At 49.9% G+C, this 25,793-nt stretch carries 28 protein-coding genes and 1 pseudogene; 5 read left to right on the top strand and 24 right to left on the bottom strand.

Features of this window, described 5'->3' with window-relative positions; genetic code table 11:
* Nucleotides 1-279: 279 nt before the first annotated feature.
* From KVT34_RS32925 to KVT34_RS02280, 7 genes are all read right to left on the bottom strand, one after another.
* Entirely contained in the window at nucleotides 280-375 is a 96-nt protein-coding gene (locus KVT34_RS32925) for a hypothetical protein (protein ID WP_483311426.1), read from the bottom strand.
* A gap of 316 nt (nucleotides 376-691) precedes the next feature.
* Entirely contained in the window at nucleotides 692-2,290 is a 1,599-nt protein-coding gene (locus KVT34_RS02305; protein ID WP_217556469.1) for a basic secretory protein-like protein, read from the bottom strand.
* A gap of 123 nt (nucleotides 2,291-2,413) precedes the next feature.
* The gene (locus KVT34_RS02300; protein WP_217556467.1) at nucleotides 2,414-2,773 is read right to left on the bottom strand and encodes a GIY-YIG nuclease family protein; all 360 of its coding nucleotides are present in this window, start codon (nucleotides 2,771-2,773) and stop codon (nucleotides 2,414-2,416) included.
* A 39-nt stretch (nucleotides 2,774-2,812) separates the two neighbouring features.
* A complete protein-coding gene (locus KVT34_RS02295; protein ID WP_217556465.1) occupies nucleotides 2,813-5,023 on the bottom strand; it encodes an AAA family ATPase in 2,211 nt (736 codons plus the stop codon).
* Between the two features lie 23 nt (nucleotides 5,024-5,046).
* Nucleotides 5,047-5,526: a DUF6530 family protein gene (locus KVT34_RS02290; RefSeq protein WP_042228856.1), complete on the bottom strand. Its 480-nt coding sequence runs from the start codon at nucleotides 5,524-5,526 to the stop codon at nucleotides 5,047-5,049.
* Between the two features lie 212 nt (nucleotides 5,527-5,738).
* Nucleotides 5,739-6,536 (bottom strand): hypothetical protein, encoded by a 798-nt coding sequence (locus KVT34_RS02285; protein WP_217556463.1) that lies wholly within the window; start codon nucleotides 6,534-6,536, stop codon nucleotides 5,739-5,741.
* Nucleotides 6,529-6,957, bottom strand: a complete 429-nt coding sequence (locus KVT34_RS02280; RefSeq protein WP_217556462.1) for a GNAT family N-acetyltransferase — start codon at nucleotides 6,955-6,957, stop codon at nucleotides 6,529-6,531. Before KVT34_RS02280 ends, KVT34_RS02285 begins: the two co-directional genes overlap by 8 nt.
* Before the next feature lie 81 nt (nucleotides 6,958-7,038).
* On the opposite strand from KVT34_RS02280, the gene KVT34_RS02275 reads away from it, so the two are divergent.
* Together KVT34_RS02275 and KVT34_RS02270 are read left to right on the top strand one after the other, a co-directional pair.
* Nucleotides 7,039-7,494 carry an SMI1/KNR4 family protein gene (locus tag KVT34_RS02275; protein ID WP_217556461.1) on the top strand — a complete coding sequence of 152 codons (456 nt, stop codon included), beginning with the start codon at nucleotides 7,039-7,041 and terminating at the stop codon, nucleotides 7,492-7,494.
* A 226-nt stretch (nucleotides 7,495-7,720) separates the two neighbouring features.
* Nucleotides 7,721-8,596: a deoxyribonuclease IV gene (locus tag KVT34_RS02270; RefSeq protein ID WP_217556460.1), complete on the top strand. Its 876-nt coding sequence runs from the start codon at nucleotides 7,721-7,723 to the stop codon at nucleotides 8,594-8,596.
* Between the two features lie 78 nt (nucleotides 8,597-8,674).
* Here the strand turns inward: KVT34_RS02270 and KVT34_RS02265 are convergent.
* The 17 genes and pseudogenes from KVT34_RS02265 to KVT34_RS02185 form a co-directional block, all read right to left on the bottom strand.
* Nucleotides 8,675-8,821 (bottom strand): annotated as a pseudogene (locus KVT34_RS02265) (ABC transporter substrate-binding protein); the annotation flags it as partial.
* 55 nt (nucleotides 8,822-8,876) lie between these two features.
* Nucleotides 8,877-9,290 carry a hypothetical protein gene (locus KVT34_RS02260; protein WP_217556459.1) on the bottom strand — a complete coding sequence of 138 codons (414 nt, stop codon included), beginning with the start codon at nucleotides 9,288-9,290 and terminating at the stop codon, nucleotides 8,877-8,879.
* Nucleotides 9,265-9,798, bottom strand: a complete 534-nt coding sequence (locus KVT34_RS02255; RefSeq protein ID WP_254634505.1) for a MauE/DoxX family redox-associated membrane protein — start codon at nucleotides 9,796-9,798, stop codon at nucleotides 9,265-9,267. Before KVT34_RS02255 ends, KVT34_RS02260 begins: the two co-directional genes overlap by 26 nt.
* Nucleotides 9,799-9,846: 48 nt before the next feature.
* Nucleotides 9,847-10,242, bottom strand: a complete 396-nt coding sequence (locus KVT34_RS02250) for a hypothetical protein (RefSeq protein WP_254634504.1) — start codon at nucleotides 10,240-10,242, stop codon at nucleotides 9,847-9,849.
* A 302-nt stretch (nucleotides 10,243-10,544) separates the two neighbouring features.
* Nucleotides 10,545-11,000: a TlpA family protein disulfide reductase gene (locus KVT34_RS02245; RefSeq protein WP_217556457.1), complete on the bottom strand. Its 456-nt coding sequence runs from the start codon at nucleotides 10,998-11,000 to the stop codon at nucleotides 10,545-10,547.
* Between the two features lie 25 nt (nucleotides 11,001-11,025).
* Complete coding sequence (locus KVT34_RS02240; protein ID WP_217556456.1) at nucleotides 11,026-12,795, bottom strand: ATP-binding cassette domain-containing protein; 1,770 nt, start codon at nucleotides 12,793-12,795, stop codon at nucleotides 11,026-11,028.
* A complete protein-coding gene (locus tag KVT34_RS02235) occupies nucleotides 12,792-13,286 on the bottom strand; it encodes a hypothetical protein (RefSeq protein WP_217556454.1) in 495 nt (164 codons plus the stop codon). The genes KVT34_RS02240 and KVT34_RS02235 overlap by 4 nt, the downstream gene beginning before the upstream one ends.
* A 242-nt stretch (nucleotides 13,287-13,528) precedes the next feature.
* Nucleotides 13,529-14,119: a hypothetical protein gene (locus KVT34_RS02230; RefSeq protein ID WP_217556453.1), complete on the bottom strand. Its 591-nt coding sequence runs from the start codon at nucleotides 14,117-14,119 to the stop codon at nucleotides 13,529-13,531.
* A 250-nt stretch (nucleotides 14,120-14,369) separates the two neighbouring features.
* The gene (locus KVT34_RS02225; RefSeq protein ID WP_217556452.1) at nucleotides 14,370-15,341 is read right to left on the bottom strand and encodes a GNAT family N-acetyltransferase; all 972 of its coding nucleotides are present in this window, start codon (nucleotides 15,339-15,341) and stop codon (nucleotides 14,370-14,372) included.
* A 285-nt stretch (nucleotides 15,342-15,626) separates the two neighbouring features.
* Nucleotides 15,627-16,487, bottom strand: a complete 861-nt coding sequence (locus KVT34_RS02220) for a carbohydrate ABC transporter permease (protein WP_009675553.1) — start codon at nucleotides 16,485-16,487, stop codon at nucleotides 15,627-15,629.
* A gap of 18 nt (nucleotides 16,488-16,505) precedes the next feature.
* On the bottom strand, nucleotides 16,506-17,408 hold the full coding sequence (locus KVT34_RS02215; protein ID WP_016424014.1) for a carbohydrate ABC transporter permease: 903 nt from the start codon (nucleotides 17,406-17,408) through the stop codon (nucleotides 16,506-16,508).
* Between the two features lie 86 nt (nucleotides 17,409-17,494).
* A complete protein-coding gene (locus tag KVT34_RS02210; protein ID WP_217556451.1) occupies nucleotides 17,495-18,916 on the bottom strand; it encodes an ABC transporter substrate-binding protein in 1,422 nt (473 codons plus the stop codon).
* 32 nt (nucleotides 18,917-18,948) lie between these two features.
* Nucleotides 18,949-19,863 carry an N-acetylmuramic acid 6-phosphate etherase gene (gene murQ, locus KVT34_RS02205; protein ID WP_217556450.1) on the bottom strand — a complete coding sequence of 305 codons (915 nt, stop codon included), beginning with the start codon at nucleotides 19,861-19,863 and terminating at the stop codon, nucleotides 18,949-18,951.
* Nucleotides 19,864-20,120: 257 nt separating this feature from the next.
* Nucleotides 20,121-20,417: a hypothetical protein gene (locus KVT34_RS02200; protein ID WP_217556449.1), complete on the bottom strand. Its 297-nt coding sequence runs from the start codon at nucleotides 20,415-20,417 to the stop codon at nucleotides 20,121-20,123.
* A gap of 25 nt (nucleotides 20,418-20,442) precedes the next feature.
* The gene (locus KVT34_RS02195; RefSeq protein WP_217556447.1) at nucleotides 20,443-21,306 is read right to left on the bottom strand and encodes a MurR/RpiR family transcriptional regulator; all 864 of its coding nucleotides are present in this window, start codon (nucleotides 21,304-21,306) and stop codon (nucleotides 20,443-20,445) included.
* Nucleotides 21,307-21,605: 299 nt separating this feature from the next.
* Nucleotides 21,606-22,112: a pantetheine-phosphate adenylyltransferase gene (gene coaD / locus KVT34_RS02190; protein ID WP_217556445.1), complete on the bottom strand. Its 507-nt coding sequence runs from the start codon at nucleotides 22,110-22,112 to the stop codon at nucleotides 21,606-21,608.
* A complete protein-coding gene (locus KVT34_RS02185) occupies nucleotides 22,109-22,621 on the bottom strand; it encodes a metallophosphoesterase (RefSeq protein WP_217556443.1) in 513 nt (170 codons plus the stop codon). Before KVT34_RS02185 ends, coaD begins: the two co-directional genes overlap by 4 nt.
* A gap of 470 nt (nucleotides 22,622-23,091) precedes the next feature.
* Here KVT34_RS02185 and KVT34_RS02180 point away from each other — a divergent pair, with 470 nt between their 5' ends.
* From KVT34_RS02180 to KVT34_RS02170, 3 genes are read left to right on the top strand one after another with little or no spacing between them, the layout of a single operon-like run.
* Nucleotides 23,092-23,346 (top strand): FeoA family protein, encoded by a 255-nt coding sequence (locus KVT34_RS02180; protein WP_217556441.1) that lies wholly within the window; start codon nucleotides 23,092-23,094, stop codon nucleotides 23,344-23,346.
* Nucleotides 23,343-24,074 carry a FeoB small GTPase domain-containing protein gene (locus tag KVT34_RS02175; protein ID WP_217556439.1) on the top strand — a complete coding sequence of 244 codons (732 nt, stop codon included), beginning with the start codon at nucleotides 23,343-23,345 and terminating at the stop codon, nucleotides 24,072-24,074. Before KVT34_RS02180 ends, KVT34_RS02175 begins: the two co-directional genes overlap by 4 nt.
* A complete protein-coding gene (locus tag KVT34_RS02170) occupies nucleotides 24,052-25,458 on the top strand; it encodes a nucleoside recognition domain-containing protein (protein ID WP_217556438.1) in 1,407 nt (468 codons plus the stop codon). Before KVT34_RS02175 ends, KVT34_RS02170 begins: the two co-directional genes overlap by 23 nt.
* The last annotated feature ends 335 nt before the right edge of the window (nucleotides 25,459-25,793 follow it).

Raw genomic sequence — 25,793 nt, 5'->3', positions numbered from 1 at the left:
ATCTCTTCATGGCTTTATTGGTTTTCATTGTTTTACTGCTTTTGATGTGCTTCGTATAATGTAATATTTACGAAGTTCATCAGTCTAACAAAACACTATTAAAAAACGAACAAACTAGGAGTGAAATTGTACCTATGAGCTTTAGTCATATCATACTATTAAATGGAATAATATGACGAATGTTTCTTCTTATATCACAGTAAAAGAAACTTCCACCAGTATTTATTAACAGTTGTTTTATTAAATTGATTCATCCCATCAATGATAGGTACGTGTGGGTCAATAAATAGCAATTACCCAATAGATTAAGAAGAAAAGTTTGTTATCGCGTTTGGCGACCTCAACCGCTTCTTCCGACCAAGGGAACCAATTCACCACATTATGCACGTGTTGCAGCAAATATGATGATTTTTCCTTTGCTAATCTATTGAATACTTTTTTGTGTTGTCATAGGCCATCACCACTTCTCAGTTGGATGCGGAAAGTCGAAAGATTTACTTTTCCCCAATTGCATAACATATCCACGCTCCAGATTACGTAGTCATTATATCTCTCTTTTTACGAACTAAACGAACCCCTAACCTCCTTTCCATCAAAAACAAAAAAAGAACGCAAACCTCGGAAATACATCCGAAAATTCACGTTCTTCAAAATAATTTCATCTGCGTTCAACCATCATTAACTTTCACCACTAATCAGACAACGTCGCCTGATATTGGCTCCAAAGCGTGTTCACGTCTGTTCCGGTAATCACTTTAAATTGGCGTTCTTTCCACAACTGAATTTCATTGGCATTCCCGATGATGTTGTAAGGGATCGGAGCCGCGTTCAGTTCACGGATGAAGCCGCGTTTTTTCGAATCTTCAATCCAGCGAAGGAAGTTCGCCGTTCCTTTCGTCTGCCAGGTTCCACCCTTGGTGGCGCTGTACCGGTCATGGTAGCCTGTTTCATAACGCAAGCTGTCGGCTATCGCTTCCACGTCAAAGTTGCTGTACTGATAAACATGACCTATCTCATGATAAAGGATGCCGATGATTTCTTCGCGAAGCGATTTGGAAGGGCTGGCTACGAATTTTTTCAGATACTGGGAACTGAAACCGACCGTCTTCTGAGTAGCGTCTCCCGATGTCCAAGCCACTCCGGGAACATCTTCAATGGTTACTAAGATTTTTTTGACGTCAACAGGGGCATCTGCGGGATTACTGTATAACAGTTCGTGTACTTTACGTGCGACTGCCAATATTTCTTTCTCGGCATTGGGAAGGGCTTTGGTGAATAAGCTGCCGTTGCCCGATGCATCCAGGTTCTTTACTTCGATGACGGGGCTAACGGCATGCCCGATGTCATTGGTGCGCGAAAATTCTACTTCACCCAATTGTATGGAGTTTCCGCTGTGATTTTTTATGTTGTTGAGCCTGTAATATTGAAAGGCCTTGGTGTTGTTCGATAGAAGGTAATGCTTTCGCTGATGCCGAACGTTGAAGTTCTCATCGCTTTTCGTGTCTATACTGGTCCAGGTTTTGTCATCGTTGGAGCCTTGAAGAACCCAGCTTTTGGGATCGCGTTCGGGTCTGTCATTAGCTGCCGTAAGCGCATAGCCATCGAGCGTCACTTGTTGGCCGAAGTCGAACTTAAGCCATGCGGTATCGTCTTTAATCAGCCATTTGGTCACGCTTGTTCCATCCACCAGGTTCTCTTTGATGTTGGTAGGCGTATGTTCTCCGCTGGCCGTAACGGTGGGTTTGGTGGTACTCCATGTCTTTGCGCTGCCGTCGAATAATTTGATTTCGGACAGCTGCAAAATACCGCTTCCGTTCTGATTGTTAAAGTCATCGAATTTCACGAATTTATAAGCGGTCTGATTGGTGAATGAGTAAGTTTTGGTTTGGTGCCGGGAGGTAAAGCTTTGATTCTGCCGTGTGTCCAGTTGAGTCCAGTTAGATCCGTCATTAGAGCCTTTTAACACCCAGCTTTTCGGGTCTCTGTAAGGTTCATCCTCCGCGGAAGTAATGGTGTAAGAGGTCACGACTTTCGCAGCGGGAAATTCATATTGCAGCCAGGCCGGACTGCTGAATGTCAACCATTTTGAAAAAACATCCTGATCGAACGCTTTATCTTTCCCTTGGTGCGGCGCATATTCTCCGCTGGCCGTTACTTTGCCGCCTAAAGCCAAATTGGTCGGTATAGCGATCGAAGTCGGTTGTGCTGCTGCCGCAGATGGAAGGTGTACACTGCTGCTGAAGGCTATCCCTAAGGCGGCCGCTAAAATAAGAGCTTTAAATTTCCTCACGTTTCGTCCTCTCCTCTATCCTTTTATTTGGTATTTACTAGTAAAATATACTATAAAAGGATGTGATTCTCACATAGCAAGAATTAAGGAAAGTTTTAAGAGGATATAAAAAAGTTCCTATTATCACTCTTCAGGCGGCTTATTATATCCCCTGTCCCCATAAGGCTGCAGCTTCTCCAGCCACCGCTTTTTCAACTGCTTCCTCTCCCAGCGCATGTCTGTAATTTCCGAAGCTTCTTTCTGCTCCAGCACCTCGAAGGCGAAGTTTTCCGCGCCCAGTTCTTTCCAATCTTTCTGAAGCTGAGCGTTGGCAAACCTGCCCATGTCCAGCTGGGCTTGCAGGGTGATCCATTTGTTTTTCAGGTTGGGGTAGGTGTCCACGTATAGTTTGCCGTTGGTTTTGTTGAGAATTTGAATGGCCCCCATGTAGGTCTTCACCTGCTTGTATTCTTCCAAAAGCTCCTTGCGTTTGTTTTTGTCCATGTCTTTCTCTCCTTTCGCCTCTGTATGATAAATGGATCTTTACAAATACCGGGCAATAATCCGGACTAACTTAGCCGGCAAATCCGGAAGACTCGTGATATCCAAAAATCTCTCGCTTCCATAGATCTGATGAATGACATCTTTGTCCTGGCCTATCGCGGCTGCTAGAAAGGTGATTCCTTTGCGTTCATATTCAGCCATGGTCTGCTGCATATCCTTGATGGCGTAGGCTCCGGTATAATCGTCCATCGCTTTGGGCTGCCCGTCGCTTATGCTGATGAGCAATTTGGTCTGCTGCGGTGAAGCGGCTAGCCGGTCTGCCATAATTCGAAGAGCCATCCCGTCTCGGTTGTTGCTTCTGGCGCGAATGCCCATCAGTCTGTACCGGTCGTTGGGATCGGTTTTGTCCAAATCGGTATAGGCGTAAATCGACATTTGTTCCAGCCTGGAAGCATCCGCCGTATCTCCGTAGATCAAGACGGGTATCCGGCAAATTTGGCAAAATTCATAGACGGCTATCACCGCACGCTTTCCGGCTTCCAGCCTCCCGAAAGCGGACATGGATGCCGATTCGTCCACCCTTAGACCGACCACAAGAGAGGGGGAATCGGTTGGCGGAAGTTTTTTGGCAAACGTCCTGAAATCCCGGTACGCAATGCTGTCCGCCTGAAATTTGCTGCCGTAATATTGACGCCTCGCAAATTCCGAAGAGGTCTCATGTTCCAGCAGCGGGAGTGTTTTTCTGGCAATCTCCCAGACGACAGGCATCAGTTCCTCACTTAAGCGGGCATATTCCAGCTCGGAGTCGTTATCATAATCCGGACGGTGAACGATAAGCTTCACCTTGTTATGAATAGAACCGGACACGATCTCCCGGGCGTCGCGATTCAGCTTTTTGCGGTAATCCCGCTCCTTTTGCCTGGCTTCCTCAGACTTCGTTTCAAGATTGGCCTGATGATATTTCGCAGCCCCGTCCTCTTTCCTGTCCGAAAATTCCGTGGTGGTGGAGTCATCCGAAACCTCGGACGTATTTTCGTCGCTATCGGCGGATTTTTTCAAAACGATCCCAGGTTCTTCAAGCTCATTGTCCTGATTAAAATCCGTGCTGCCGATCGTTCCCTCTGTTTTTAGTTCCGCTTCGTCCGTTATTCTTTTTTTTTTTGCTTCGGCATCGACTTGGTCAAGCACGTCCAGTAATCCCCGGTTTTTTAACGCCTCTTCCAGCAAGCTGATTTCTTCGGAATCGGTTGTAATCTTGTAGATGACTTTGTGGTAAAGGGACTCTTTGGCTATAGCGCCGCCGGCAACCGCATCCGCCCAGTAAAAAAAGGAACGCATACCCGCAACGCCTTTAATCGCATGGGCCCGGGCGGTTTTATCCAAAACCACAATGACATCCGCTAAAATAGCGAGTACCTTCTCATTCCTGTAGCCGGTTTTAGACATGGCCCGCTCTACCATGATTTCTTTGGTCGGCAGGTCCATCTTCTCCGTATGCTGCACTCTGTCGCGCAGGGCTTCGTTTAACGGTCTTGTTCCCGCATAACTGCGGTTAGTTGTGATGACCGCGACGAAGTCCGGGTGTCTGCGAACGATTTCCGTAGGAAGATTAATGCTGCCATCCGGCTCCAAGGCGGAGTTGAGCGCCATTAGCACCGCGGCGTCCCGGATAACGGTCGGCTCCTGAATTTCGAGAAGATAGCCGTTACGATAGGCTCTGACGATTTCGGAGGGATAAAACCGGTACTCCACCACATCGTCACCGGAGTTTTGCTCCATCTTGTTCAGCAGCTGCTTCATCGTTAAGGCAGCCTCTTCCCGGGTACCTCCAAGCACGTTCATCACGAGTTCGGCCGCGCTTTGAAAACCGTCGCTGTCATATAAGGCCCTCAAAACGGTTTGCTCCGCCGCTTCCATCTTCTCAACTCGATCCGCTGAAATAACCGGCAATATGGCTCCGATAATATCGGATTTATCCATATCGGCAAAACAGGTCACTTTCGTATAAGGCAGCCCCAAATCAGCCGACAAGGCTTTGGCAAGCTGGGTTTTACCGGAGCCCGCGTCCCCTTCGAGCAAAATATTGGCGATTTTCATTTCCCCGCGGTTCCAGTTGCGCTTGATTTCTTGGCAAATCCGAATTTCCTCTTCGCTGACCTTATGGGAGGCCGGTTTTTTCCAAACCAGCGCTTGTTCCGCATTCGTCAGTTTCCTGCCGGGAGACACGTAATAATCCTGGTTGACGTTCAACTCTTTTCACCTCTTTAAAAGGGTCAATACCCCATTTCCTCCAACAGCCGGGATAACACGCGAAGCCGCTCCCCGATCATTTCGCCATCCTCGCTAAGAGCCTGGGCAAAAAGCTTGATGTCTTGATCCAGCATGGGATTGTCCTCGCAAACGGATACACTCATCGCATCTCCCTGCAGCCCGATTCGGTCGATCATGGGGTTTTCGGGATCATACAATTTCGGGAAACGGTAGGCATCCTGAAAATATAAGCTGCTTCTGCAAATCAGAATAGCGAGGTCAAGGACACGGTGCATGGGCAGCTCCTCGGACTGTCTGGACCACTTCTCTCCCGTGTGCCTCCATACTTTTGCCGAAATATCGACCTTTCCCCGGTCATTCCACTGGGCCAGCCCCAGAGACAATCCTTTGGCGTCCGTGTTCCGGGCGAGGCGTCCGTCTACCTGCTCGTAATTTTCGGATACGATGACCGGTTTATGTTTTAACGTTGTCGGGATTTTCATCATTAACACGCTCCAATTCATTTTCGATAAATTGCTGGTTATCCGATTTTCTCGTTCACTGATTTACTAATTTACTAAATTACTAAATCTAAAGTTATCATACTCTTCATTCCAAACTCTGTCAATCGGGGCAAGCTGCTCAAAAACAAAGGACCGTTAAACCAGTCGGTTCAGCGGCCCTGTATGATATGGCTTAAAGTGAACAGTCTTCCCTACAAATACGCCCCGAAATAAAACTCCATCGCTTCCCGCGAATAACGGTCATCCCCCTGCCAAATCGCCACGGAATTCAAATCATGGTCTCCGCCGCGACGCTTGCGAGGTGTGTCCCCGGGCACCAGCAATCCCGCATACCCCCATATTTCCATGACCACATCCCGTTCATTCTTGCTCGAGGGAAGTATATCCTTCCAGCGCTTTTCCAGCTTCCGGGCGCTATCATGCTCTTCACATTCCTGAATTGCATCGATCATGTTGCGAAGGATGGTCTTATCCTCGGCGGTAACCTCAAAGTCTTCTTCTTCTTTGCTGAACAATTCGAGATCCAGCCAGCAGTAAAGAAGGTGGTTCAATCGAATTCCTCCCCATTTGACCCGCTCGAAATTCAGCACGTTCAGATCCGCATTCACATAGTCGCGGTCCGACATTATCCCTCTGTAATTGCAGTCCCCGCAGCTGCTGTAATTGGGCCGCACTGCGCTCCGTTCGCCATATGTATGATGGGGCATCTCCGCAGTCAAAGCCCAGCTTGAAAGAGCGCTTCGCAAATGGACCTTTTTAGTAGAAAGACTATGCAGAAACGCGGCGGCAACCCGCTCTTTGGTGATGGTCTGATGGAGGTCGCGAAGCCGTTTGACCAGTTCGTCATGCCTAGTGGTAAGGGGATCGAACATGAGTCCTTTGCTTTTGGCATACTCAAAATCGTCACCGGCATAAACTTCCGGTCTGTTTTTCCAGCCCGCGGCAGACCAAAAAGTGGTTGCCAATATTTTTTTCGCTTTTTTATCCACTCGATTCACGTCCTAACAATCTCTTGGTCATGATGATTTCCAGGGGTTCGTTTTCGAGCAGCAAACATCCCGCATCCCGGTACCCCAGCTTTCTGTAAAAATGCTGCGCTTCTTCATTGGCCAAAGTAGAGGTCATAACCAGCTTGAACCCGCGCTGTGTCATTTCCTTTTCCCAGAAAAGGACAACTTCTTTCCCGAAACCTCCGCCCCGATACGGTTCGTCGATCCAGATCATGTTCATAAACGGAGTGTTATCCCAAAAATATCCGTATCTCATCCAGCCAATGTTCACGTTCTCTTCATTCCGCAGCATGTAAATTTCCTTGTTTCTAATTTTAGGCAGAATCAGATTTTCTTCAATATGAGGGTCGCGATCACGCAGGTAATCAAAATCCGCATCGGCAGCCGAAACAATTTGCATGGTCTTTCTCCTTTATTTTTAATAAGTTATACTTTATCTATCATAAACCATCCGAACGGGAAAGAAAGAGGGACGCAGCCCATGAAAAACCATGCATGGAGAAAAATCGAGCAGTACTATGGAATCGTCTTCCCATCCGATTATTTAAACTTTTTGCAAAAGGTGGAGCAGCAGGGATATAACTTCGTTGAAAACGGAGACGTCACCGACTGGGAAGTCCGATTCTCCGAGCTGGATGAACGCTTCATCGAAACAAATCGGAGTCTTGTGGATGAAGTGAACCCCGACCCCAAACGGCTTATTCCTTTTGCGTGGAGCGTAAGCAGCGGCAACAACTACTTGTTCGATTACCGCACGAACCCCTCCTGCCCTGCCGTTGTTCTCATGGATCACGAGGAAGCGATGGTGCGGGAGGACGCGGAAAGCGAGTCGGAAACGCTCGAAGAGGCGCAGGAGCTGATGGAGCAGAACGTCAGGAAGGCAGCCGACAATTTTGTCGAATTTGCCGCCCGCCTGCAGCCTTATACAGCCGAGTAACTCTATTCCGGGGATAGCCCGCTGCATTTCTGTCGCAAAACTTGGCACATTCATTAATCCAATCGAGTATTGCCGCGAAAGGCCGTGGAATTCTTCCCGGCCTTTATTGGTTTCCCTGCAACTCCCTCTCAACACAAGAGGCAGCAACTGTTAAACTAGAATTAAACGGTTCATGGACGCCACCTTTCCATCACCAAGACATCCTACAAATGAAGGGGGCGAGAACATGTCGCTGCTTATCGGTTCGCACGTATCCATGAGCGGGAAAACGATGCTGCTTCGGGCAAGCGAAGAAGCGGCCTCTTACGGCGCAACGACTTTTCTGATTTACACGGGTGCCCCGCAAAATACACGGCGCAAACCTATTGAAGCGTTCAACCTTGATGCGGGAAAAGCGCATATGAAAGCCCATGGCATTTCGAATATCGTGGTCCATGCTCCTTTTCTCATTAATTTGGGGAATACCGTGAATACGCGGACTTTCGAATACAGCATCGAGTTTCTGCGTACTGAAATTCAGCGGACGGAAGCGTTGGGATCGAATCAGATCGTCCTTCACCCCGGTGCACATATGGGAGCAGGAGCCGAGGCCGGGATTCGGAGAATTATCGAGGGATTGAACGAGGTTCTGACGGAGAAAAGGGACGTCCAAGTCTCGCTCGAAACGATGGCGGGAAAAGGAACGGAATGCGGCCGGACGTTCGAGGAACTTGCCCGGATCATCGACGGAGTCACCCATAATGAGCGGCTATCCGTCTGCCTCGATACGTGTCATATCCACGATGCCGGTTACAACATCGCCGAGGATTTCGACGGAGTTTTGCAAGAATTCGATCAAATCGTCGGGCTGGACCGCATACGGGTCATTCATGTCAATGATTCCAAAAACGAACGAGGCTCGCGCAAAGACCGGCATGAAAACATCGGACACGGTTTCATCGGGCTTAAAGCCCTCGATTATATCGTTCATCATCCCCGGTTTGATAGAGTGCCTAAACTGTTGGAGACACCCTCCATCGGTCCGGTTAAATATAAAAACGCTCCGTATAAACATGAGATCGCTCTGCTGCGCAGAGAGGTTGCGGAGCCGATCGTCAAGTGAAAACCACAGCCTGCACGGGCTGTGGTTTCTTGTATGTAAGCAAGAACGGCGACTACTGATCGCGGACCGTTTGCGTATTCAGTTTATCCGCTTTTCCGCCTTCGCCAGCAGGCTGTCCATAACAAAATCCAACTGCTTGTCCAGCGAATAGATGTCGTTGTAGTACGACAAACCGAAACTGATCTCGATTAGCCGCCCTTCCTTCACCGCGGGAATCTGTTTCCATTTGCGTGCCTTTTTGTTTGCTCGCCATGGTGCCTGCGGCAGCCATGAATGAGTCTTACGATGCCGTATACGCCAGATATGCTGCCGCTTCATCGTAAATATCGTACTTTCCGCCGCGAATCACAATAATCCCGTTTTTGCTCATGGAAGGTAGCCTTTTGGCATCGATCACCTCATGCTTTGCCCACTTCTTTTCTCTGGCGGCGATCAACCAGGAAGGAGCATCGATCACCACGATGGTTTCGGGACCGTCAGCACCTGTCGAGAGCAGGGAGTCGATTTTTTGAAAGGCAGGGGCTTTATGATCCGCGAATATTATCCTCGTCACGCTTCGCTGCCTGCCCGAAAGTCGTTTGATTTCTTCGATCAACGCGGTTACTTCGTCGCGCTCTTTCCGCTTTTGAATGAACAAGAGCAGCACACAAGCAAGGAACCAGACCAGGTTACATAGAAACAGCAGAGTGCTCACGGTGCTTCCTCCTCTTCCTCTTGGTCCATGCGGATTGAAGCAGCCCGATTGAAATCGACAAAGCCATTACAAAAAGGAGCGAAGTGATTCGGACGTATCCATCTAGTTCGGGAGCAGGCAGCAGCAAATCAACCACCAGCAACCCGATTAGAATCGCATTGCGGTAAACCGGAGACCGGTTCAGAAATGCGATTTCTCCGTAACAGGCACACGTATCGACACCCATAAGTTTAGTTTTCCGCCATGAAAAGAAGGCAAACGCGGCAAGCAGAACGATTGCGGCAAGCTCCCTCCACCCTCCAAGCAATCCTACGGCAAACGAAAGAAACAGGAGAAACTCCACTGACAGGACGACCAAAGCCGCTATCGAAACGAGAGAACGGGGAAGGATGCCGTAGGAGTACAACTCGATCCGGAAATTGCGGAATCGGATGGCTTTTATGTAAAACGGCATGAAAAACAGAACCGACATAGTCATATCCAGAACATAGCCAGACCACTGGATCATTTTTGTAATCACCCATTTCTTTTATAAAGCGGCGAGTGTAACCAGCATTTAAGAGACTTTTTGTTCTTGCAGACGAATCGTTAACGGGTACCAGGCCGCTTCTTCTCCGTTTACCATACACCGGATGTAAATAATCCCCGGTTCCGTCACGATCAAGTGGAGGGATACATCCTGATCCACTCCGGGAACCTGATCTTCCGCTCTGTAATTACGCAGAACCGTAGCCGGAGTACGATCAATCATTTCTCCCGACGAGTTTGTGATGATCAAGGCGGTGTCGACAAATTCATCACGCGGCAAATCGAACAATTTGATCAGGACATGCATTTCTATCACAAAGGGCAGCGCCGGAATAGACACTTGATTCAATACAGTGCCTAAGGAATGGCCTCCCAGTAAAGTATTGTTCGTAATCTGATCGCAGACGAGTAATTGAGCGTTCAATACACGCAACCCCTTTGAAATGGAATAAAAGAGAAGGGACAATCGCCCTTCTCCTTTGTAATGCTTAATAGCAGCAACCAGCATTATAATTGCAAACTACTGTTCTACCGTCTTTGCAGCCCACACTTTTAGTGGAAGTCAAAATTTTAGGATATTGAGTTCCGTTAGCCGTGCAGTAGCCAGTCAGGCAAGCTCTGGACTCACTCAAAACAGTTCCATCCGGACATTCACAAGCCATCTTTTTCACCTCCTTTCATAGGCGGATTTGTATCGTGAAGGTGACAAGCACCGTGATACCGCGTTTAAGTCAAATGAATTCCGCTGATTCGCAGGATCTGTTCAAAATCATCGGCATTGTAGATGACACCTTTGGCCGCTATAATGTCCGACTTGTCTATGAGCATCATAAAAGGTAGAGTGGTAACCTGGAAATAAGCTTCCATATCGCTTTGATCCATCGTGTTTACGGAGAAATCCCAGCCGAAATACTCTTTCATGCTGCGATGGTCCTCTTCGTCTCCGGTAGTGAAGAGAGCGAAAGAAAAAGTCGGATGATTCTCCGCGATCGTCTGAAGATGAGGCAGCAGATCTATGCAATGCGTGCAATAAACGGAGGCGAACAGCAGGACTCGAATAGTGCCCGATTGGTTCCAGGCAGCCCCAATGCCTTCCTTCAAGTTGTCCGGGAGTTCGGGCAGCGAGGCGCCTAAAGGCAGACCGGTATCCGACAAGCGGGACGGTTTCGCAGATGACGTCATGGACATTTCCCTCCTTGTGATTTCGTTACACATACCACTGCTTCTGCTGGTTCCATATCTCGTTGTAGAGACCTTGACGTTCCAACAGTTCATTGTGAGTTCCTGTCTCGGCAATTCGTCCGCGTTCCATCACGATAATGCGGTCGGCATTCCGTGCGACTCCGACCCGATGGGAAATAAGCAGGACGGTTTTGCCTTTAAAGTGTCCCAGAAGGTCATTCATCAAACGAACCTCGCTGAGCGGGTCCAAGGCAGCGGTCGGTTCATCGAACACGACAAGATCATCGTCGTCGCGAACAAAAACGCGGGATAAAGCGAGTCTTTGCCATTGTCCTCCCGACAGATTGACCGCACCGTCATCCAGAAACCCCAACCGGCTATTCAGACCGTGCTTGAAGACATCGGCCAAACCGACTCTGGCAAGCATCTGCTCGAGTTTCTCCGAATCTTCGATTTCATCTATATTGCCGGCAGCCACATTTTCTCTTACGTCCGTCATGTACCGGATAAAATCCTGGAATACGGCACTGCTTTTTTGCCACATCTGAAATCGGTCCATATTCTTCATACTGACATCGTCGTAAAAGATCGAGTCTTCTTCCGTCTGATACAGCCCGAGAAGCAGTTTAATGAGCGTCGATTTGCCGGAGCCGTTCTCGCCCAGAATGGCGACAACTTCTCCTTTCTTGATTTCAGCGCTGATCCCGTTTAGAGCAGGCTGATCCTGATTCGGATAGCGGAAAAATAAGTCTTGAATCCGGATATCCTTTTCGAAAACAAACGGTTTGCTGCGGACGTTTTTCTCGGCACTGACGGCCACCTCGTTTTTCTCTTCAATCAGCTTCAGCTTCGCGATGTGCGTGCAGTATTCTTTTAATCGCGAGTAAGAAGTGAACATAGAGCTGATATTGTTTTCCGTCATGCTGAGCGCCATCGTGATCGCCACATAATCACCGATGCTCAAAGAACCTTTATAAATCAAGTAAGCGGTTATGACCGTAACTACAGCAGTGTTTAAGATCGAGAGAAGTTCGCCGCGATAAGTTCGTTGGTGATTCAGCTTGTCGAGCTTGATTTGCAGCTCCGCGTATTCCGTCTTCTTGTCCAGCCAGCGCTTTCTAAAGTAAGGGAACAACCGGAACAGCATCATTTCTTTCTGGGTCTCGGAATTTGTAAGGAGATCGTAATAATAATGATGGTTCCGCGTGTTCCTCATAAGCTGCTCATCGATTTCAACCCGCCGGCGTACGGCCAGCAGATCGTAAACACCTCGCCATGTACCGACCAGTAGAGCGAGAATTCCCGTAAGCCAATAAGAGTGAAGAAGAAAGAACAAGCTCAATGACGCGAGTATGATTTGTTTGATCAGGCCGATAGCGATTAAGTAGGTATCGTAATATTTATTGTTGCTGTAAGACCAGTAAGAAAAATCGCCTTTGAAACGCGGGTGTTCTTTCTCGATCAAGTCCGTCTTCTCTACAAGATCGATGAGCTTGCCCTCGCACTGGATGGCAAACATCAGGCTCATCTTACGGCTCTTCAGCTGAGCGTACGCATCCAAAGCCGCCCGTAGTAGTTGAAACAAGATTAAGAGCACAATACCGCCCATCAGCAGATAAAAGTTTTTAATCGTCAGCTGATCTACGATTAACTTGCTGAGATAAACGCTTACATTCGCTTGGACAGCCGAGAAGACGTATGCGAACAAGGAGAAAAGAACGATGATTTTGTTAAACGCATACACCTTGGAAAAAGCGCTCCATGTCGTCCGAATCGTATATGCAAGCGATTTCATTTGTCCGGATTCAGATTGTGATAGACCCGGATCAAGGGGGCAGCCGCGCGGTTCAAGTTTGCTAGCTTGTCAAAAATATCCGCTCCTACAGCCTGTCCGACTTTGTTCAGCACAATCGCGTAAGGGACCGCATTTATCTTAAGCTGGGCTTGCAATTTAGCCGTCTCGCACCGGTGAATCCGTACCTCCGGATCGAGTTCCCTGCGCAGCTCCTCCACCGACTCCTGGCTTCCTTCGAAAAGGATGCAGTAGTTAAATCCGGGTTGACTGTTCATAAAGGAAACCGCATAATCCATGTTGCAGGCGGAGCAGCCGATGCTCATCAGGAAAACGATTGTCCCGTGTTCGGTATGCCTTATCCACTCAAAGCTTACAGGATCGGATTTGGCAAGAAGAATCAGTTCTTCGGGAAAATATTTACCTAGTTTGAAATGCTCGATCGTTTGTTTTAGGAATCTTCTATGATCTTTTTCCTCTTGTACCGAATGCACTTTCTTCCCTCCCGGTAAAACGGAATGTAAATTCAACTATTTTCTTTGTTTTCCTTTATTTAACTTTCTTGTTTATATCTTACCTTTTACCCAAATTGAATGTAAGTGTATTTCTATTACTTTTTATGGTAATATCATTACTTTTACTTCTTATCTTTATAAAAAATCAATTTTATAACAGTTTAAATAAAAAAAGACACTGAAAAATCAGTGTCTTTTTGCTGCCAACTTTCGTTGCTTGCTCAGTTAACTCCCGCATTATAGATCCCCTGCCCAGCCTGAACCTCCTTGCCTTCGAGCATCCGCGGATTGAAATATTCCAGCAGATGCAAACCCGGCGTAGCGAACTCTTCAAAAGTGATCGTGTATTGTTTATACGGAACGGCCGTGTTGTCCGCAAAGGTAACGGAATAAGGATTTCCGTTCAGATCGGTCGTATGCTCCGGCATTCTCCATCCGAAGTCCAGAACGGTCCGGGTGCTGCGAATGTTCAAATCCCGCATGATTTTGCCGATGCCTTCTTTTTTTTGCGCAAGCTTTAGATGAATCGGCAGAGGGATAAAATCGGGATACATCACCGCGAGATTCTGGGAAACGACAAGGCCGCTTTTTTCTGCGCGAAGAAGTGATTCTCTAAGTACCGCATCCCGCGGGCCTTCTTTTACCGCCAATAAGGGTGCTTGAGTGGCCGTTACCTGCTTCAGAACACAAGGAATCATGGTTTCTCCCATGATCAGTTCGAGAAAATCCGTCGTCCTGTTCTCCGTCGTTAATAAGAGTTGAAAAACGAGCCGTTTTAACCGTTCCAGTTCCAGTTCCGCTTCCATTCCCATCGTTCCTTCCCTCGCGCTTATTGGTATCATTATAAGAAGGAATCCATGATTATTAAAGGGATTTTATAAAAATATTAGATTGTTTTTATATTTTTTTCCTTTTATCATCCTATTGCTTGTCCTCGTATTATTGAAAAGAAAAAAGACATCCTTCTAATAGGATGCCTTTTGCGGATGGTTAAAGCCATCCGCTCCGTTACAGCCGCATCGGCTGAGTACCTGACCAAGGTTGCACTCGCGGAAAACCGCCCTACAACTCCTTCCGCATGACGGCGAATTGTTTCACGGTCTCGAAGCCCGCCTTCTCGTATATTCGGATGGCCGGGTTGGTGCTGCCCGTGTAGAGGGACATGTACTCCGTGCCTATCCCCTTAAAAGCTTCGCACAGCTTGAAGAAAAGCAGGCTGCCCAGCCCGTGCCCTTCATGATCGGGATGAACGCCGATGCCGGCAAAATAGCCGCGGCCGCTTTCCTGCCGGATAACGGGACCTGCGAAACCGACCGCTTGTCCCCGGTGGGCCGCGATAACGACGGGCACGCCGTTTGCCGTACTGGCGGCGATTTCTTGCTGCCACAGCGGGTTGTCGAAGCCCTGCAGCATCGCCTCGATGCCTTCATGTCGGGCAGGGTCGAAAAGTTCGACCGCATAGCCCTCTGCGGCGGTCCGCGCTTCCTTGGCCCGGATTTCGTCCGGAATAGAAAACTCCGACAGGTTCAAGTACATGGCGCATTCCCTGGCGCGTTCGATGTACCCTTCGCCGAGCAGAAATCCGTACAAACGACTGTCCGCCGGAACCCCCGGAGCATTGTTGTGTTCGTGCCCCGGCGTATCCGGGATGTACCACGGCAGCATCATCGGATTGAAGAACAGAACATCGGCCTGCTTTTTGCCGAGCTGCCGGAACCGCCCTTCAAGCGCTTCCAGAAGCAGGCGGTAATTCGCATCTGTCTGACGGTCCTCAGACAACACGATGCAGGTGATATAGCCTGCGACAGCGCCCAAAGGCAGATCGCTGCCTGTGCAGCCGCAAGCGAATCCCGTGATTGTTCCGTCCTCCTCACGCACAACGAACGTATTGTCTTTGTCAAAATAACGACTGGACAGGAAAATCTCGTTAAAGCTCCGGCCGGTCAGCTCTTTGTAACCGTCCTTTACGGCTTCCGTGTTCCACAGCCGGATCACCGCGTCCGAATAAGATGGATCCCATGATTCGATCCTCATGATGATACTCCCTCCTCATACCTCATAAACTTGTAATGTCCGCCGCTGTAAGCCCGCCGGGCCTAACCATACCGCAGGTCCCCGTTTCCGCCTATAAAAAACGGGCCCCTGTACTCCGCCGAGATTCTCGGACAAAGCACCCGCACCGGCATCGAAAGAATGTTCGAATGCCTGCATGCGGCCGCTTTTCGGAAGCAAAAGCCCGTCTTGGTTTAGTGTGCCGTAATCCCGCCGGCCCGTTATTCCGTTACGAGTAACGGAGACAGCCGGTTCGGCGCGCTTGTGTTACCCCTTCACCGCACCGACAGTGACACCTTCAAGGAAGTATCTCTGGAGGCTGAAGAAGAGAACGAACATCGGCAGGGCGGAGATGGTGGCACCCGCCATCATCGGCGCAAAATAAGTCGTGTTCGCAAACCGGAAGTTTTTAAGTCCGACCTGAATGGTCTGCATATCCATCGTATTGGTAACGAGGAACGGCCAGAAGAAGGTGTTCCAGCTGTCCATAAACGTCAGGATCGCCATAACGGCCAATACCGTTTTGGACAACGGAAGAATGACCCGGAAATAAATCTGGAACTGATTGCAGCCTTCAATCTTGGCGCTTTCGATAATCTCGGTCGGAATGCTGCTCATGAACTGCTTAGCAAGGAAGATGTTATACACCGTCACCAGACCCGGCAGAATGAGCGCACTGTACGTATTTTGAATATGAAAGATGTTTACGATCAGGATATAAAGCGGAACTTGAGTAACCTGATACGGAATCATCATCGCGATCAATAGGATGGTAAACAGCATCGCTCTGCCTTTGAATTTGATTTTCGAGAAGGCATAACCGGCCATACTGGCGAAAATCACATTGGACACCATCACGGTCGTGGCTACGATCAGAGAGTTGAGCAGCCAGCGGATGGAATACTCGCTATAATCGAAGAAAAACTTGTAGGATTCCAGTGTAAATTTGGTTGGAAGCAGGGAGTAGCTCACCGCGCCAGCTTCGATCGGATCTCCAAAGGATGAAATAAGCATAAAGTAAATCGGGAAAATCGTAGCCAGAGCAAACAGGGTAAGGATTACGATAATGACTGTATTCCGGCTGTATCTGGCCGCGCGATTTCCTGCGTGATTGTTATAGAGCGCCATATCTCGCCCCCCCTTTCCTCAATATTCCACTTCTTTGCCGAGGAATTTGAACTGAACCAGTGAGATCCCCGCGATAATAAAGGCCAAAATCAGGGACTGTGCGGCCGCTTTGCCGAAGTCGAAGTATTTGAACGCGTTGTTGAATACGAGCAGGCCGACCATCGTCGTCGCATTGTCCGGACCGCCGCCCGTCATGAGATACGCGTTCTGGAAAACCTGGAACGAGCCGATAACGCCCGTTACGAGCAGGAACAATGTAGTCGGTTTCAAACATGGAATCACGATATACCAAAGCTTTTTAATGAATGACGCTCCGTCAAGCTCAGCTGCCTCGTAATAGCTCTCATCAATACCCAGCAGCGCGGCGAGGTAAATAATAATGCTTGTGCCGTGACTGGACAGCCAGGCCATGAGAACCAATGAGAACATTGCGGTAGCGCTTGATCCGAGCCAGTTCTGATTGCTGATTCCGATATAGCTGATCAGTTTGTTCAGAATACCGGACGGCATCGGGTCGAAAATCCACAGCCATACGACCGACAAGGCAACGCCGGAAGCTACGGCAGGCAAATAGTAAATCGCTTTGAACGTCGTCTGCAGTTTTTTCTTCAGCGGAAGAATCAGGATCGCAACCGCAAAAGAAAGGAACAGGGCGACAGGCACCGTCAGAACCGTATACACGATCGTATTTACGACGGATTTCCAGAACAGCGGGTCTTTAAAGGTCGCCGTGTAATTGTCGAATCCGATAAAGGTGGAACCCAGCGGTCTGTATTTCTGAAAACTAATGATAAAGGCACTAATAACCGGATAAGCCGTAAACAGCGCATAGACGAGAAGCGCAACCGCGATAAAGGCATAGCCCCAGGCGCCGTCTCCTCTGATTTTCCGTCTTTTAACCGGTTTAGCTGGTTGAGTCATCTCCCGCACCCCTCTCCATCCTCTAAGTCATTCTACATATCAGATAGCCGCATGTTGAGGCACACGGCTATCCGATTCCAAACTCTCTATTCTTTTACGACACCGTCCGCGCCGAACGTTTGCACGGCGGCCGATTTAACCGCTTCGAACATCGCTTCAGGAGTCATTTCTCCCGAAATCAACGCCTGCAGCTTAGGAATGATCACTTCTTCTTCCAGCTTGATCGCTTTGGCGCCCAGGTCGGCCGGGATATCCGGACGGGCAGGAGCCGCATTCTTCAGCATCGTTTCAACCGCCGCTTTGTTGTCGGCATCGCGGTTAACGGTCATGCTTTCGGCTTCTTTCTTGCCGCTCTTCGTAATGTGAGCGACAAACAGGTCGTTGTTCGTCGTTGCCGCTACTTTACCGCTTGCGAGGAAGTAGGCCGCTTTTACGACGTTGGCTTTATGCTCGGCCGTCGGTTCTTTCGAGCCGCGGAAAGTCACGTAACCGTCGACCGCTACGCTGGACTGCGGTTTTTGTCCGGCGAAAGTCGGAACCGGCAGAACCGTGTACTCAACCGGAACGCTTCCTTTAACGGCGCTGCCGTCATTGGCTTTCAGCTTCTCGTTGTTTTTCTTGGCGGAGTTCTCGAACGTCGCCAGGCCTTTACCGGTAATCATCGTTTGACCGGTCAGGAACATGTTCCAGCGTTTACCGGCGTCGATGGAGCTGAGCTCTTTCGGCATGGAGCCGTCATCGATCATCGTGCGGATATCTTTTAACACTTCAAGATAGTTTTTGCTGGTGTACGCGTATTTCAGATCTTTGGTGAACGGCGATGGCATGCCGGCATTTTTGATCAGAATGTTGAGATAGTCTTTGGACGCTACGCCCGCAGTCGCGAACACGAAGCCGTAACGGGATGTTTTGCCGCCTTCGGAAACGACGCCTTTCTTGATCGCTTCGCGGAACTCGTCAAACGTCCATCCGTCTTTCTGGACTTTTTTCCAGTCGATGCCCGCTTTCTCGAGGTATTCGCGGTTGCCGCCGATCGCGTGAACTTCCATATAGCCCGGGAAGCCGTAGAGGCCGTCGCCTTTCTTCATATACTCAAGCGGAGCGGGGTCGAAATCTTCAATCATTTCTTTGGTAGCCACGTCCTTGATGTCCATCATCATTTCCTGCTGCATGTACTTGGAAATGCCGTCGGAACCCATGAACGCGATATCGGGAGGGCTGCCCGCATTCACCTGCGTATCGAGCTTCTGTGTAATGTCTTCCCAGCTTGCCGGCTCGATTTTCAGCGTCAGGTTCGGATACAGCGCATTGAAATCTTTCGCCATTTGGGCAAAATTGTTCTGGTAACTCGCGGAAACCGGCGGAAGCAGGGCCGTGATGGTATCTTTGGCGTTCGGATCGCCCGCCGCGCCGCCTTCTTTTTTACCGGAATCTCCGCAAGCCGCCAGTGTGGACATTGCCATGGTTAATGCCAATACCGATGCTGCTGCACGCAATTTTCTTTTCATGAATAACAAGCCTCCCCCAAGGATATGAAAATTTACACCACGTTGGTCGTGGTTCGTATTGCCGCTTTTAAACTGCCCTCGCACTGATCCAGCACCCGCTGCGCCTCCGCCGCGTCCAAGCCGCTTTTGATCATCATGATCGCCAGCTTACAACTCATGGAAGCGCTTTCCAAAACCGCAGCAGCCGTCTTGTCATCCACGCCCGTGGCCGCTTTTATGATGCGTATGGAGCGGTCTTTCAGCTTGATGTTGCTGGCTTTCAGGTCCACCATCAGATTGTTGTAGGTTTTGCCGAGCTTCACCATCGTACAGGTCGTAAGCATATTCAGGACCAGCTTCTGTGCCGTACCCGCTTTCAACCGGGTCGATCCCATAATGACTTCCGGCCCGACAACCGGGGCAATGCATACGTCGCAAACGGATTCGAGTTTGGAATGTTTGTTGTTCACCAGACCGATGGTCGCCGCTCCGATTTCCCTTGCCTTGTTCAAGCCGGCAATGACGAATTGTGCGCTTCCGCTGGCCGTGATTCCGATTACCGCGTCTTTGTCCGTTACGCCGCACCGTTCGATAAGAGCGATTCCCTCATCTTTATTGTCCTCAAAACCTTCTACAGCTATTCTTAGTGCCCCATCTCCTCCGGCGATATGCCCCTGCACCCGCAGAGGATCGATACCGAAAGTTGGAGGACATTCAGATGCGTCGAGTACACCGAGCCTGCCCGAAGATCCCGCTCCGATGTAGAACATTCTGCCGCCGTTTTTAAGCACTCCGTGCAAAATATCAACCGCTTTCACAATTTGCGGTATTTCAGCCGCAACCGCAGCCGGAACCGTCGCATCCTGTTCGTTCATCAGACGCAGCATCTGTTCCGTCGTATATTCGTCCATCTTTAGTGTCTTCTTGTTGATCTCTTCGGTCGTTAGTCTCGCCAGATACTCATCCACAGCTTTCTCCCCCCCCATCTGTTTAGTTCAACTTCTTGATTTCATCTTAACGAGAAATTTCAGTTTGGTCAACAGTTTTTGAAATAATATTTTATGATGGAATATTCTATTGTTGTTTTATTTTCTTTTTTTCCTTGCCCCGCAGCATTTCTCTTTCTTTTCGCGCAAAATAAAAAGGACCTTATTCGGTCCTTGATTTGACATATTCGATCCGGCGGCGGTTTATGCTTGGGCGCTGCCGCAGATCAGGAAGAAGATTACCGGTCGCTTTCATCCGTACAACCGAACTGGGTTTCCGAAGGCAGCTCCAGATCCTGCATACCCGCAAACATTTTCTCATGGAGACGCGGCGCGTGCTCTTTCGTCAGAAGCATTCCGCCCAGGACATCGTAAAGGATGTGCAGATCCTTCGTCTCCCGATCGGAGATGCTCTCCGGTGCAAGACTCACCGGTTTGCCGAATATTTCTTCCGCCACGGATGCAAACCTTGCTCTTTCATCAGCCGAAAACCGCGCCAGGCGGGCGGCCGTTTGCTCCGCTATTGTATCGGTCACGCTGCATTCCACCTCTTTCGGTTCGTTAACGCCGCTGCTTCCCCGCCACAATATTGTGCGTTTTGGCTAAATATTTTTTCACGTGCTGGTATTCCGCGCTTGCCACTCCGGCGAAAAGAATATCGACGACGGTCAGCATGGCTATCCGCGAACCCATCGCGCCGCTTCGTATCGTAATTTCCGGCGTGGAAATGCTGAGCAGAATGTCCGCCTGATCGGCCAGCCTGCTTTTTGTATACTTCGTTATGGCGATCAGACAAGCGCCGTTCTTTTTGGCGATTTCCAGCGCGTCGAGGATCTCGACGGTTTCTCCCGAATTGGAGATGAAGATAGCCACATCGCCTTTCTCCAGAAGCGTTGCCGCCGTCAGCATACTGTGTCCGTCCGTATAGGTGTGACACATCTTGTTGATCCGTGTAAATTTCTGCTCCGCATCGGTTCCGACCAGACCGGATGCCCCGATTCCGAAGAAGGCAATCCGCCTGCATGTGCGAAGCACATCAACGGCCCGCGCAATCTCGCTCTTGTTGATTACCTGCAGCGTATCTTCAATGGACTGGCTGTTCGTGCGCGAAATATTCAAAATAATCGTGGACAGGTCGTCTCCCGGCTGGATATCCCGGTACGGGTTCGCATCCTCTTCGTGCATGGAGCCGAGGGAAGCCGAGATGCTGACGATAAAGCTGCGGTAGCCCGGATATCCCATCGTTTTGCAGAACCGCAGCACAGAGGCGTCGCTGGTCTTGGTCAGCCGGGCCAGATTTTTGATCGAGAGGTGCGGGATCTCCTCCACGTTCTCCAGGATATACTCGCCTACCGCTTTCTCGACGGGAGTCAGACTCGTTTTCATTTGGCGGATTTTAATTAAAACGTTATCATTTATGGCCATATTTTTCCCTACTCGCTATGAATTCTTGAAACTGAACCGTAACAAAAGAAGGTGAAACGGCGTCAACATGGTTCACCTCTAAAACAATTTCATCATAAGCGCAATTATTATAAAATACAAGATTAATAGCTAAAAATGAAAAATAATAGAAATGGAGAGGAAAATGTTCCCTACTGGCGAGATTAAAAGCCAATGAATAGAAAAAAGCCCGCAAGATCCAGTCCCGATGGACTTGACTGCAAGCTTTTTGTGGAAGTGCCGGTAATTCGGGGCGGAAGAAACGGAAGGGCGGGCCCGTCCTACTCGTTTTCGCTGCGTCTCTGATTGTTCTCGCTCTCATACACTTTCATCTGCTCGAAAGCGGCCTCGACCATAAAAGCTCGGGCGGGTTCGATTTTTCCGGTCGCAATAAACATCCGGACCAGAGAACTGCTCGTCTGCATGTTCGGCGTATACGGCGATAAATAGACGGTATCGGCTTTCGTCGTATTCCGGACGTACTGTTCCAGCTGCATTTCATATTCGAAATCCGTCGCGTTGCGGATGCCGCGGACAATCGCCTTGGCTCCCGTTTCATTAACATAGTCCGCCACGATGCCTTCGAAAGCGACGATTTTGATCCTTTTGCCCGGCGGAACGGAAAGCCTGACCAGCTCGGTCCTCTGCCCGATCGTAAAATGATGCTTCTTGGTGCGGTTGTTCGCAACCAGAATGTGCAGCTCGTCGAACAGATTCGTAGCTCTGTCGATAACCGACGTATGCCCGAGGGTAATGGGATCGAAACTTCCCGCGTATACGGCTATCATGCCTGCTCCTCGCTGACCACAACCGCATCCCGGATCTGTTCGAAGGTCAGCGGAGTATAGTCCCAGTGCTCCACGCACACGTTGAAATAGTTCTTGCCCTCATACTTCTGTCCATGGATATGACCGTGCACATTGACGTACGGCATATGTTTGTTCATATAAACCGGTTCGTGCGACAGCAGGAAGAAGTCTTTGTACAGAACCGGGAATTCGCTCACTTCGTCAAATCCGGCGTCCAGCCACCAGGACCGGGACCTGCCTCTGTCGTGATTGCCCAGAACAAGAAATTTATAGCCGTTCAGCTTTCGGACGATTTCTTGTGTCCTTTCCTGATTCAGAAACGAAAAGTCCCCCAGATGAAACACCTTGTCCTCGCTTCCGACGGCGGCATTCCATTTTTGAATCATGATGTCCGTCATTTCGTCCGCATCCGCAAAAGGCCGGGACTCGAAATCGATAATCAGTTTGTGCCCGAAATGATGGTCCGAAATAAAAAAATCGTTAGGCATGCTTACTCCCCCTTACATAATAGTCCGGATGGTTATTCCAGTCAGCCCCTTCATACCTGTTAGTTTACCAACTTAGCCGCAAAAAGGCACTAACGTTTCAGTTCATGTTCGATCGCCTGGCACGATGCCATACCGCTCCCCCATCCCCCCCTGCAAGAACGGAACACCCCAGCTTCGGCCCCTATCGTTTCATTCAAAATAAAATCAAGTTTTTTTGGGCGAACAAGGTTCCCCCATTTTTCTTTCACATAAGATGTGGCTAACTAATTAGGACATTCGTTACCGTGCGGCCATCCCCGATTTATTCCTCCTTCTAAAAGTTTTTCCCTAGAGAAACTTTTTGTTGACAGTCTAAAACTGTTTGCCTATACTAACATCATAAAGCGGCATTAACGGAAGGCGTATTTCCATAAATAAAATTTTGCACTCGGCAAACAGTTTGTCCGAAGGGAAAAAGAAAGGTGGGCCCTATGTCTTTATCAGAATTGTCATTGGACCAAGTTGAGGTGGGAAGCGTTGTCCGGTTAAGCCGGATCGAGGTACAGGGAGGAATGCGAAGACGGCTCCTTGATCTCGGATTCGTGCCGGGTAACCGCGTGGAAGTGATCCAGCGAAGCCCGCTCGGCGATCCGACCGCATTCCGTGTCAGCAATACAACCATCGCGCTCCGGAAAGAAGAAAGTTCCCTCATTTATACGGAGCCGGAAGGAGGCGACAGTCTGTGAAATCCTATACCGTAGCACTGGCCGGCAACCCGAACACCGGCAAAAGCACGCTGTTTAACCGGCTGACGGGACTCCGGCAGCATACGGGGAACTGGGCCGGCAAAACCGTGCTGACCGCCGAAGGCGAATTTGAGCGGAACGGTATTCTTTACAAGCTCATTGACCTGCCCGGCACTTATTCCCTTTACTCGAATTCGGCGGATGAGGAAGCCGCCAGGGATTACATCATCTTCGAGCAGCCGGACGTCACGCTGGTCGTGCTCGACGCGACCTCGCTGGAACGGAATTTGAATCTTGCGCTGCAGGTTTTAGAAATGACCAGTCGTGCGGTTGTCTGCATCAATCTGATGGACGAAGCCGAGAAGCTCGGCATCCGGATTGATCTGGATCGGATCCGCGAGAGGCTGGGCGTGCCCGTGGCCGCTATTTCCGCACGCAACAACAAAGGTATCGGCCCTATGCTCGATCTCGTCGAAAAGGTAGCGGAAGGCGTCCTTCATCCCGAGCCCCCGCCTATCCCCTACAGCGAAGAAATCGAGCGCCAAGTCCGGGAGCTGGAGCCTTTCGTCCGCAAGACGCTCGGAGCCCGCTACCCGGCCCGCTGGATCGCGCTCCGTCTGCTCGACGGGGACGAGAATCTCATCGCCTCGCTGAAACAGCGGCTAAACGGCACGGCGCCGGCGCAAGGACAGGGGGTAATGAGCTATGGCCACACCGCATGCAACTAACAGGCCCGATCCGATCGACTCCCTGCTATCCATGGCGCAGACCATCACGAGCGGCAGTTCCATCCGGGACGAAATTGTAAGCGACATCTATAAAACGAGCTGCGACATTTGCAATGTCGCCGTCCGTTACGAAGACAGGAAAAAGCTTGCAAGTACGCACAATCTCGATAAGATTCTGACTTCCAAGCTGTGGGGCTATCCTATCATGTTTGCGGTGCTCGGCGCGATCTTCTGGATCACGATTGCCGGGGCCAACGTTCCTTCGGGCTGGATCGCGGATTTCTTCGGGGTAATCGAAGGCTATCTGACGGCAGGTTTCCAGGCCGTTCATGCACCCGCATGGCTTCACGGCATACTGGTTCTCGGCTTCTTCCGGGGGACCGCCTGGGTAATCTCCGTCATGCTTCCGCCCATGGCGATCTTCTTCCCGATTTTCGCGCTGCTTGAAAATTTCGGCTATCTCCCCCGGGTCGCGTTCAACATGGACCGCCTGTTCAAGAAGTCGGGCGGACACGGCAAACAAGCCCTGACGATGTCGATGGGCTTCGGCTGCAACGCGGCGGCCATCTTGTCGACGCGGATCATCGAATCCCCCCGCGAAAGAATGCTGGCCATCCTGACGAACAACTTCGTCCCGTGCAACGGCCGCTGGCCTACGTTGATCCTGCTGTCCTCTCTTTTCATGGCGGCCGGCGCCTCAGGAGGCTGGCAGACTTTAGGAACCGCCCTGTTCGTCATGGGGCTGGTGCTATTCGGCATCGTGATCACCCTGTCCGTATCGTGGGTGCTGTCCAAAACGGCTCTCCGCGGCGTTCCCACACACTACACGCTGGAGCTTCCCCCTTACCGGAAACCCCAGATGTGGAAAACGATCCTGCTCTCCTCCCGCGATAAATCGTGGGCCGTGCTCAAACGCGCGGTTATCGTAGCGGCTCCCGCCGGAATCATTACCTGGATTCTGGGCAACATCATGATCAACGGAACGAGCATCCTTGCCCATACGGCGGCTTTCTTCGATCCTTTCGCGCATCTGATCGGTCTGGACGGCTATATCATCATGGCATTTTTACTCGGCCTGCCGGCCAATGAAATCGTTCTGCCGATTTTGCTCATGGGCTACATGTCCTCCGGCGCCATGGTTGATGCGGACGGAATGGACAACATCAAAGATCTTTTCCTGCAGCATGGCTGGACTTGGCTGACGGCTCTTAATATGATGCTGTTTTCGCTGCTTCACTACCCGTGCGGCACGACCCTGTTCAACATTTATAAAGAAACCAAAAGTACGAAATGGACGATCCTGTCCGCCCTCATCCCGCTGGCTATCGCCCTCCTGGTTACATTCGCCACCGCCCAAGCGGCCAGAGCATTCGGATGGGTCTAAGCAATCTTATACTAAAAGAGAACGGAACGGACTATATCGGTACCCATACACTGGACACCTTGAAAAAAGGTGCACGGCGTGCGGGTACTTTTTTTGTAAACTAGAGTCAGTGATGGAGGCGAGAACATATGCCAAAAAAAACATGTATGGAAGAAGAACGCTAAGGGCCATCCACAAGCCTTCATGTCGTACGTGCGGGTGAAAAATAGCCCCTCGCAAACCCGCTCCCTATAAACGTATAGCTGAGGATACACAAGAGCATCGGCCCCTCCCCAATGGAACCGAAAAAAAAGATGATTCTCGTCCAATACAGGAATCATCTTAATAAAGGCAGC

Source organism: Paenibacillus sp. GbtcB18 (assembly GCF_019091125.1).
Lineage (GTDB): Bacteria > Bacillota > Bacilli > Paenibacillales > NBRC-103111 > Paenibacillus_F > Paenibacillus_F chitinolyticus.
The sequence above is the reverse complement of the archived record's forward strand: the minus strand, read 5'-3'. Positions and strand labels throughout refer to the sequence as shown.

Coding starts and splice junctions, on each gene's coding strand:
- KVT34_RS02300 (WP_217556467.1), bottom strand. CDS start 2,773: ATGGACAAAAACAAACGCAAGGAGCTTTTGGAAGAATACAAGCAGGTG.
- KVT34_RS02290 (WP_042228856.1), bottom strand. CDS start 5,526: ATGAAAATCCCGACAACGTTAAAACATAAACCGGTCATCGTATCCGAA.
- KVT34_RS02280 (WP_217556462.1), bottom strand. CDS start 6,957: ATGCAAATTGTTTCGGCTGCCGATGCGGATTTTGATTACCTGCGTGAT.
- KVT34_RS02275 (WP_217556461.1), top strand. CDS start 7,039: ATGAAAAACCATGCATGGAGAAAAATCGAGCAGTACTATGGAATCGTC.
- KVT34_RS02270 (WP_217556460.1), top strand. CDS start 7,721: ATGTCGCTGCTTATCGGTTCGCACGTATCCATGAGCGGGAAAACGATG.
- KVT34_RS02255 (WP_254634505.1), bottom strand. CDS start 9,798: ATGATCCAGTGGTCTGGCTATGTTCTGGATATGACTATGTCGGTTCTG.
- KVT34_RS02245 (WP_217556457.1), bottom strand. CDS start 11,000: ATGACGTCATCTGCGAAACCGTCCCGCTTGTCGGATACCGGTCTGCCT.
- KVT34_RS02240 (WP_217556456.1), bottom strand. CDS start 12,795: ATGAAATCGCTTGCATATACGATTCGGACGACATGGAGCGCTTTTTCC.
- KVT34_RS02230 (WP_217556453.1), bottom strand. CDS start 14,119: ATGGGAATGGAAGCGGAACTGGAACTGGAACGGTTAAAACGGCTCGTT.
- KVT34_RS02225 (WP_217556452.1), bottom strand. CDS start 15,341: ATGAGGATCGAATCATGGGATCCATCTTATTCGGACGCGGTGATCCGG.
- KVT34_RS02220 (WP_009675553.1), bottom strand. CDS start 16,487: ATGGCGCTCTATAACAATCACGCAGGAAATCGCGCGGCCAGATACAGC.
- KVT34_RS02215 (WP_016424014.1), bottom strand. CDS start 17,408: ATGACTCAACCAGCTAAACCGGTTAAAAGACGGAAAATCAGAGGAGAC.
- KVT34_RS02210 (WP_217556451.1), bottom strand. CDS start 18,916: ATGAAAAGAAAATTGCGTGCAGCAGCATCGGTATTGGCATTAACCATG.
- KVT34_RS02195 (WP_217556447.1), bottom strand. CDS start 21,306: ATGGCCATAAATGATAACGTTTTAATTAAAATCCGCCAAATGAAAACG.
- coaD (WP_217556445.1), bottom strand. CDS start 22,112: ATGATAGCCGTATACGCGGGAAGTTTCGATCCCATTACCCTCGGGCAT.
- KVT34_RS02185 (WP_217556443.1), bottom strand. CDS start 22,621: ATGCCTAACGATTTTTTTATTTCGGACCATCATTTCGGGCACAAACTG.
- KVT34_RS02180 (WP_217556441.1), top strand. CDS start 23,092: ATGTCTTTATCAGAATTGTCATTGGACCAAGTTGAGGTGGGAAGCGTT.
- KVT34_RS02170 (WP_217556438.1), top strand. CDS start 24,052: ATGGCCACACCGCATGCAACTAACAGGCCCGATCCGATCGACTCCCTG.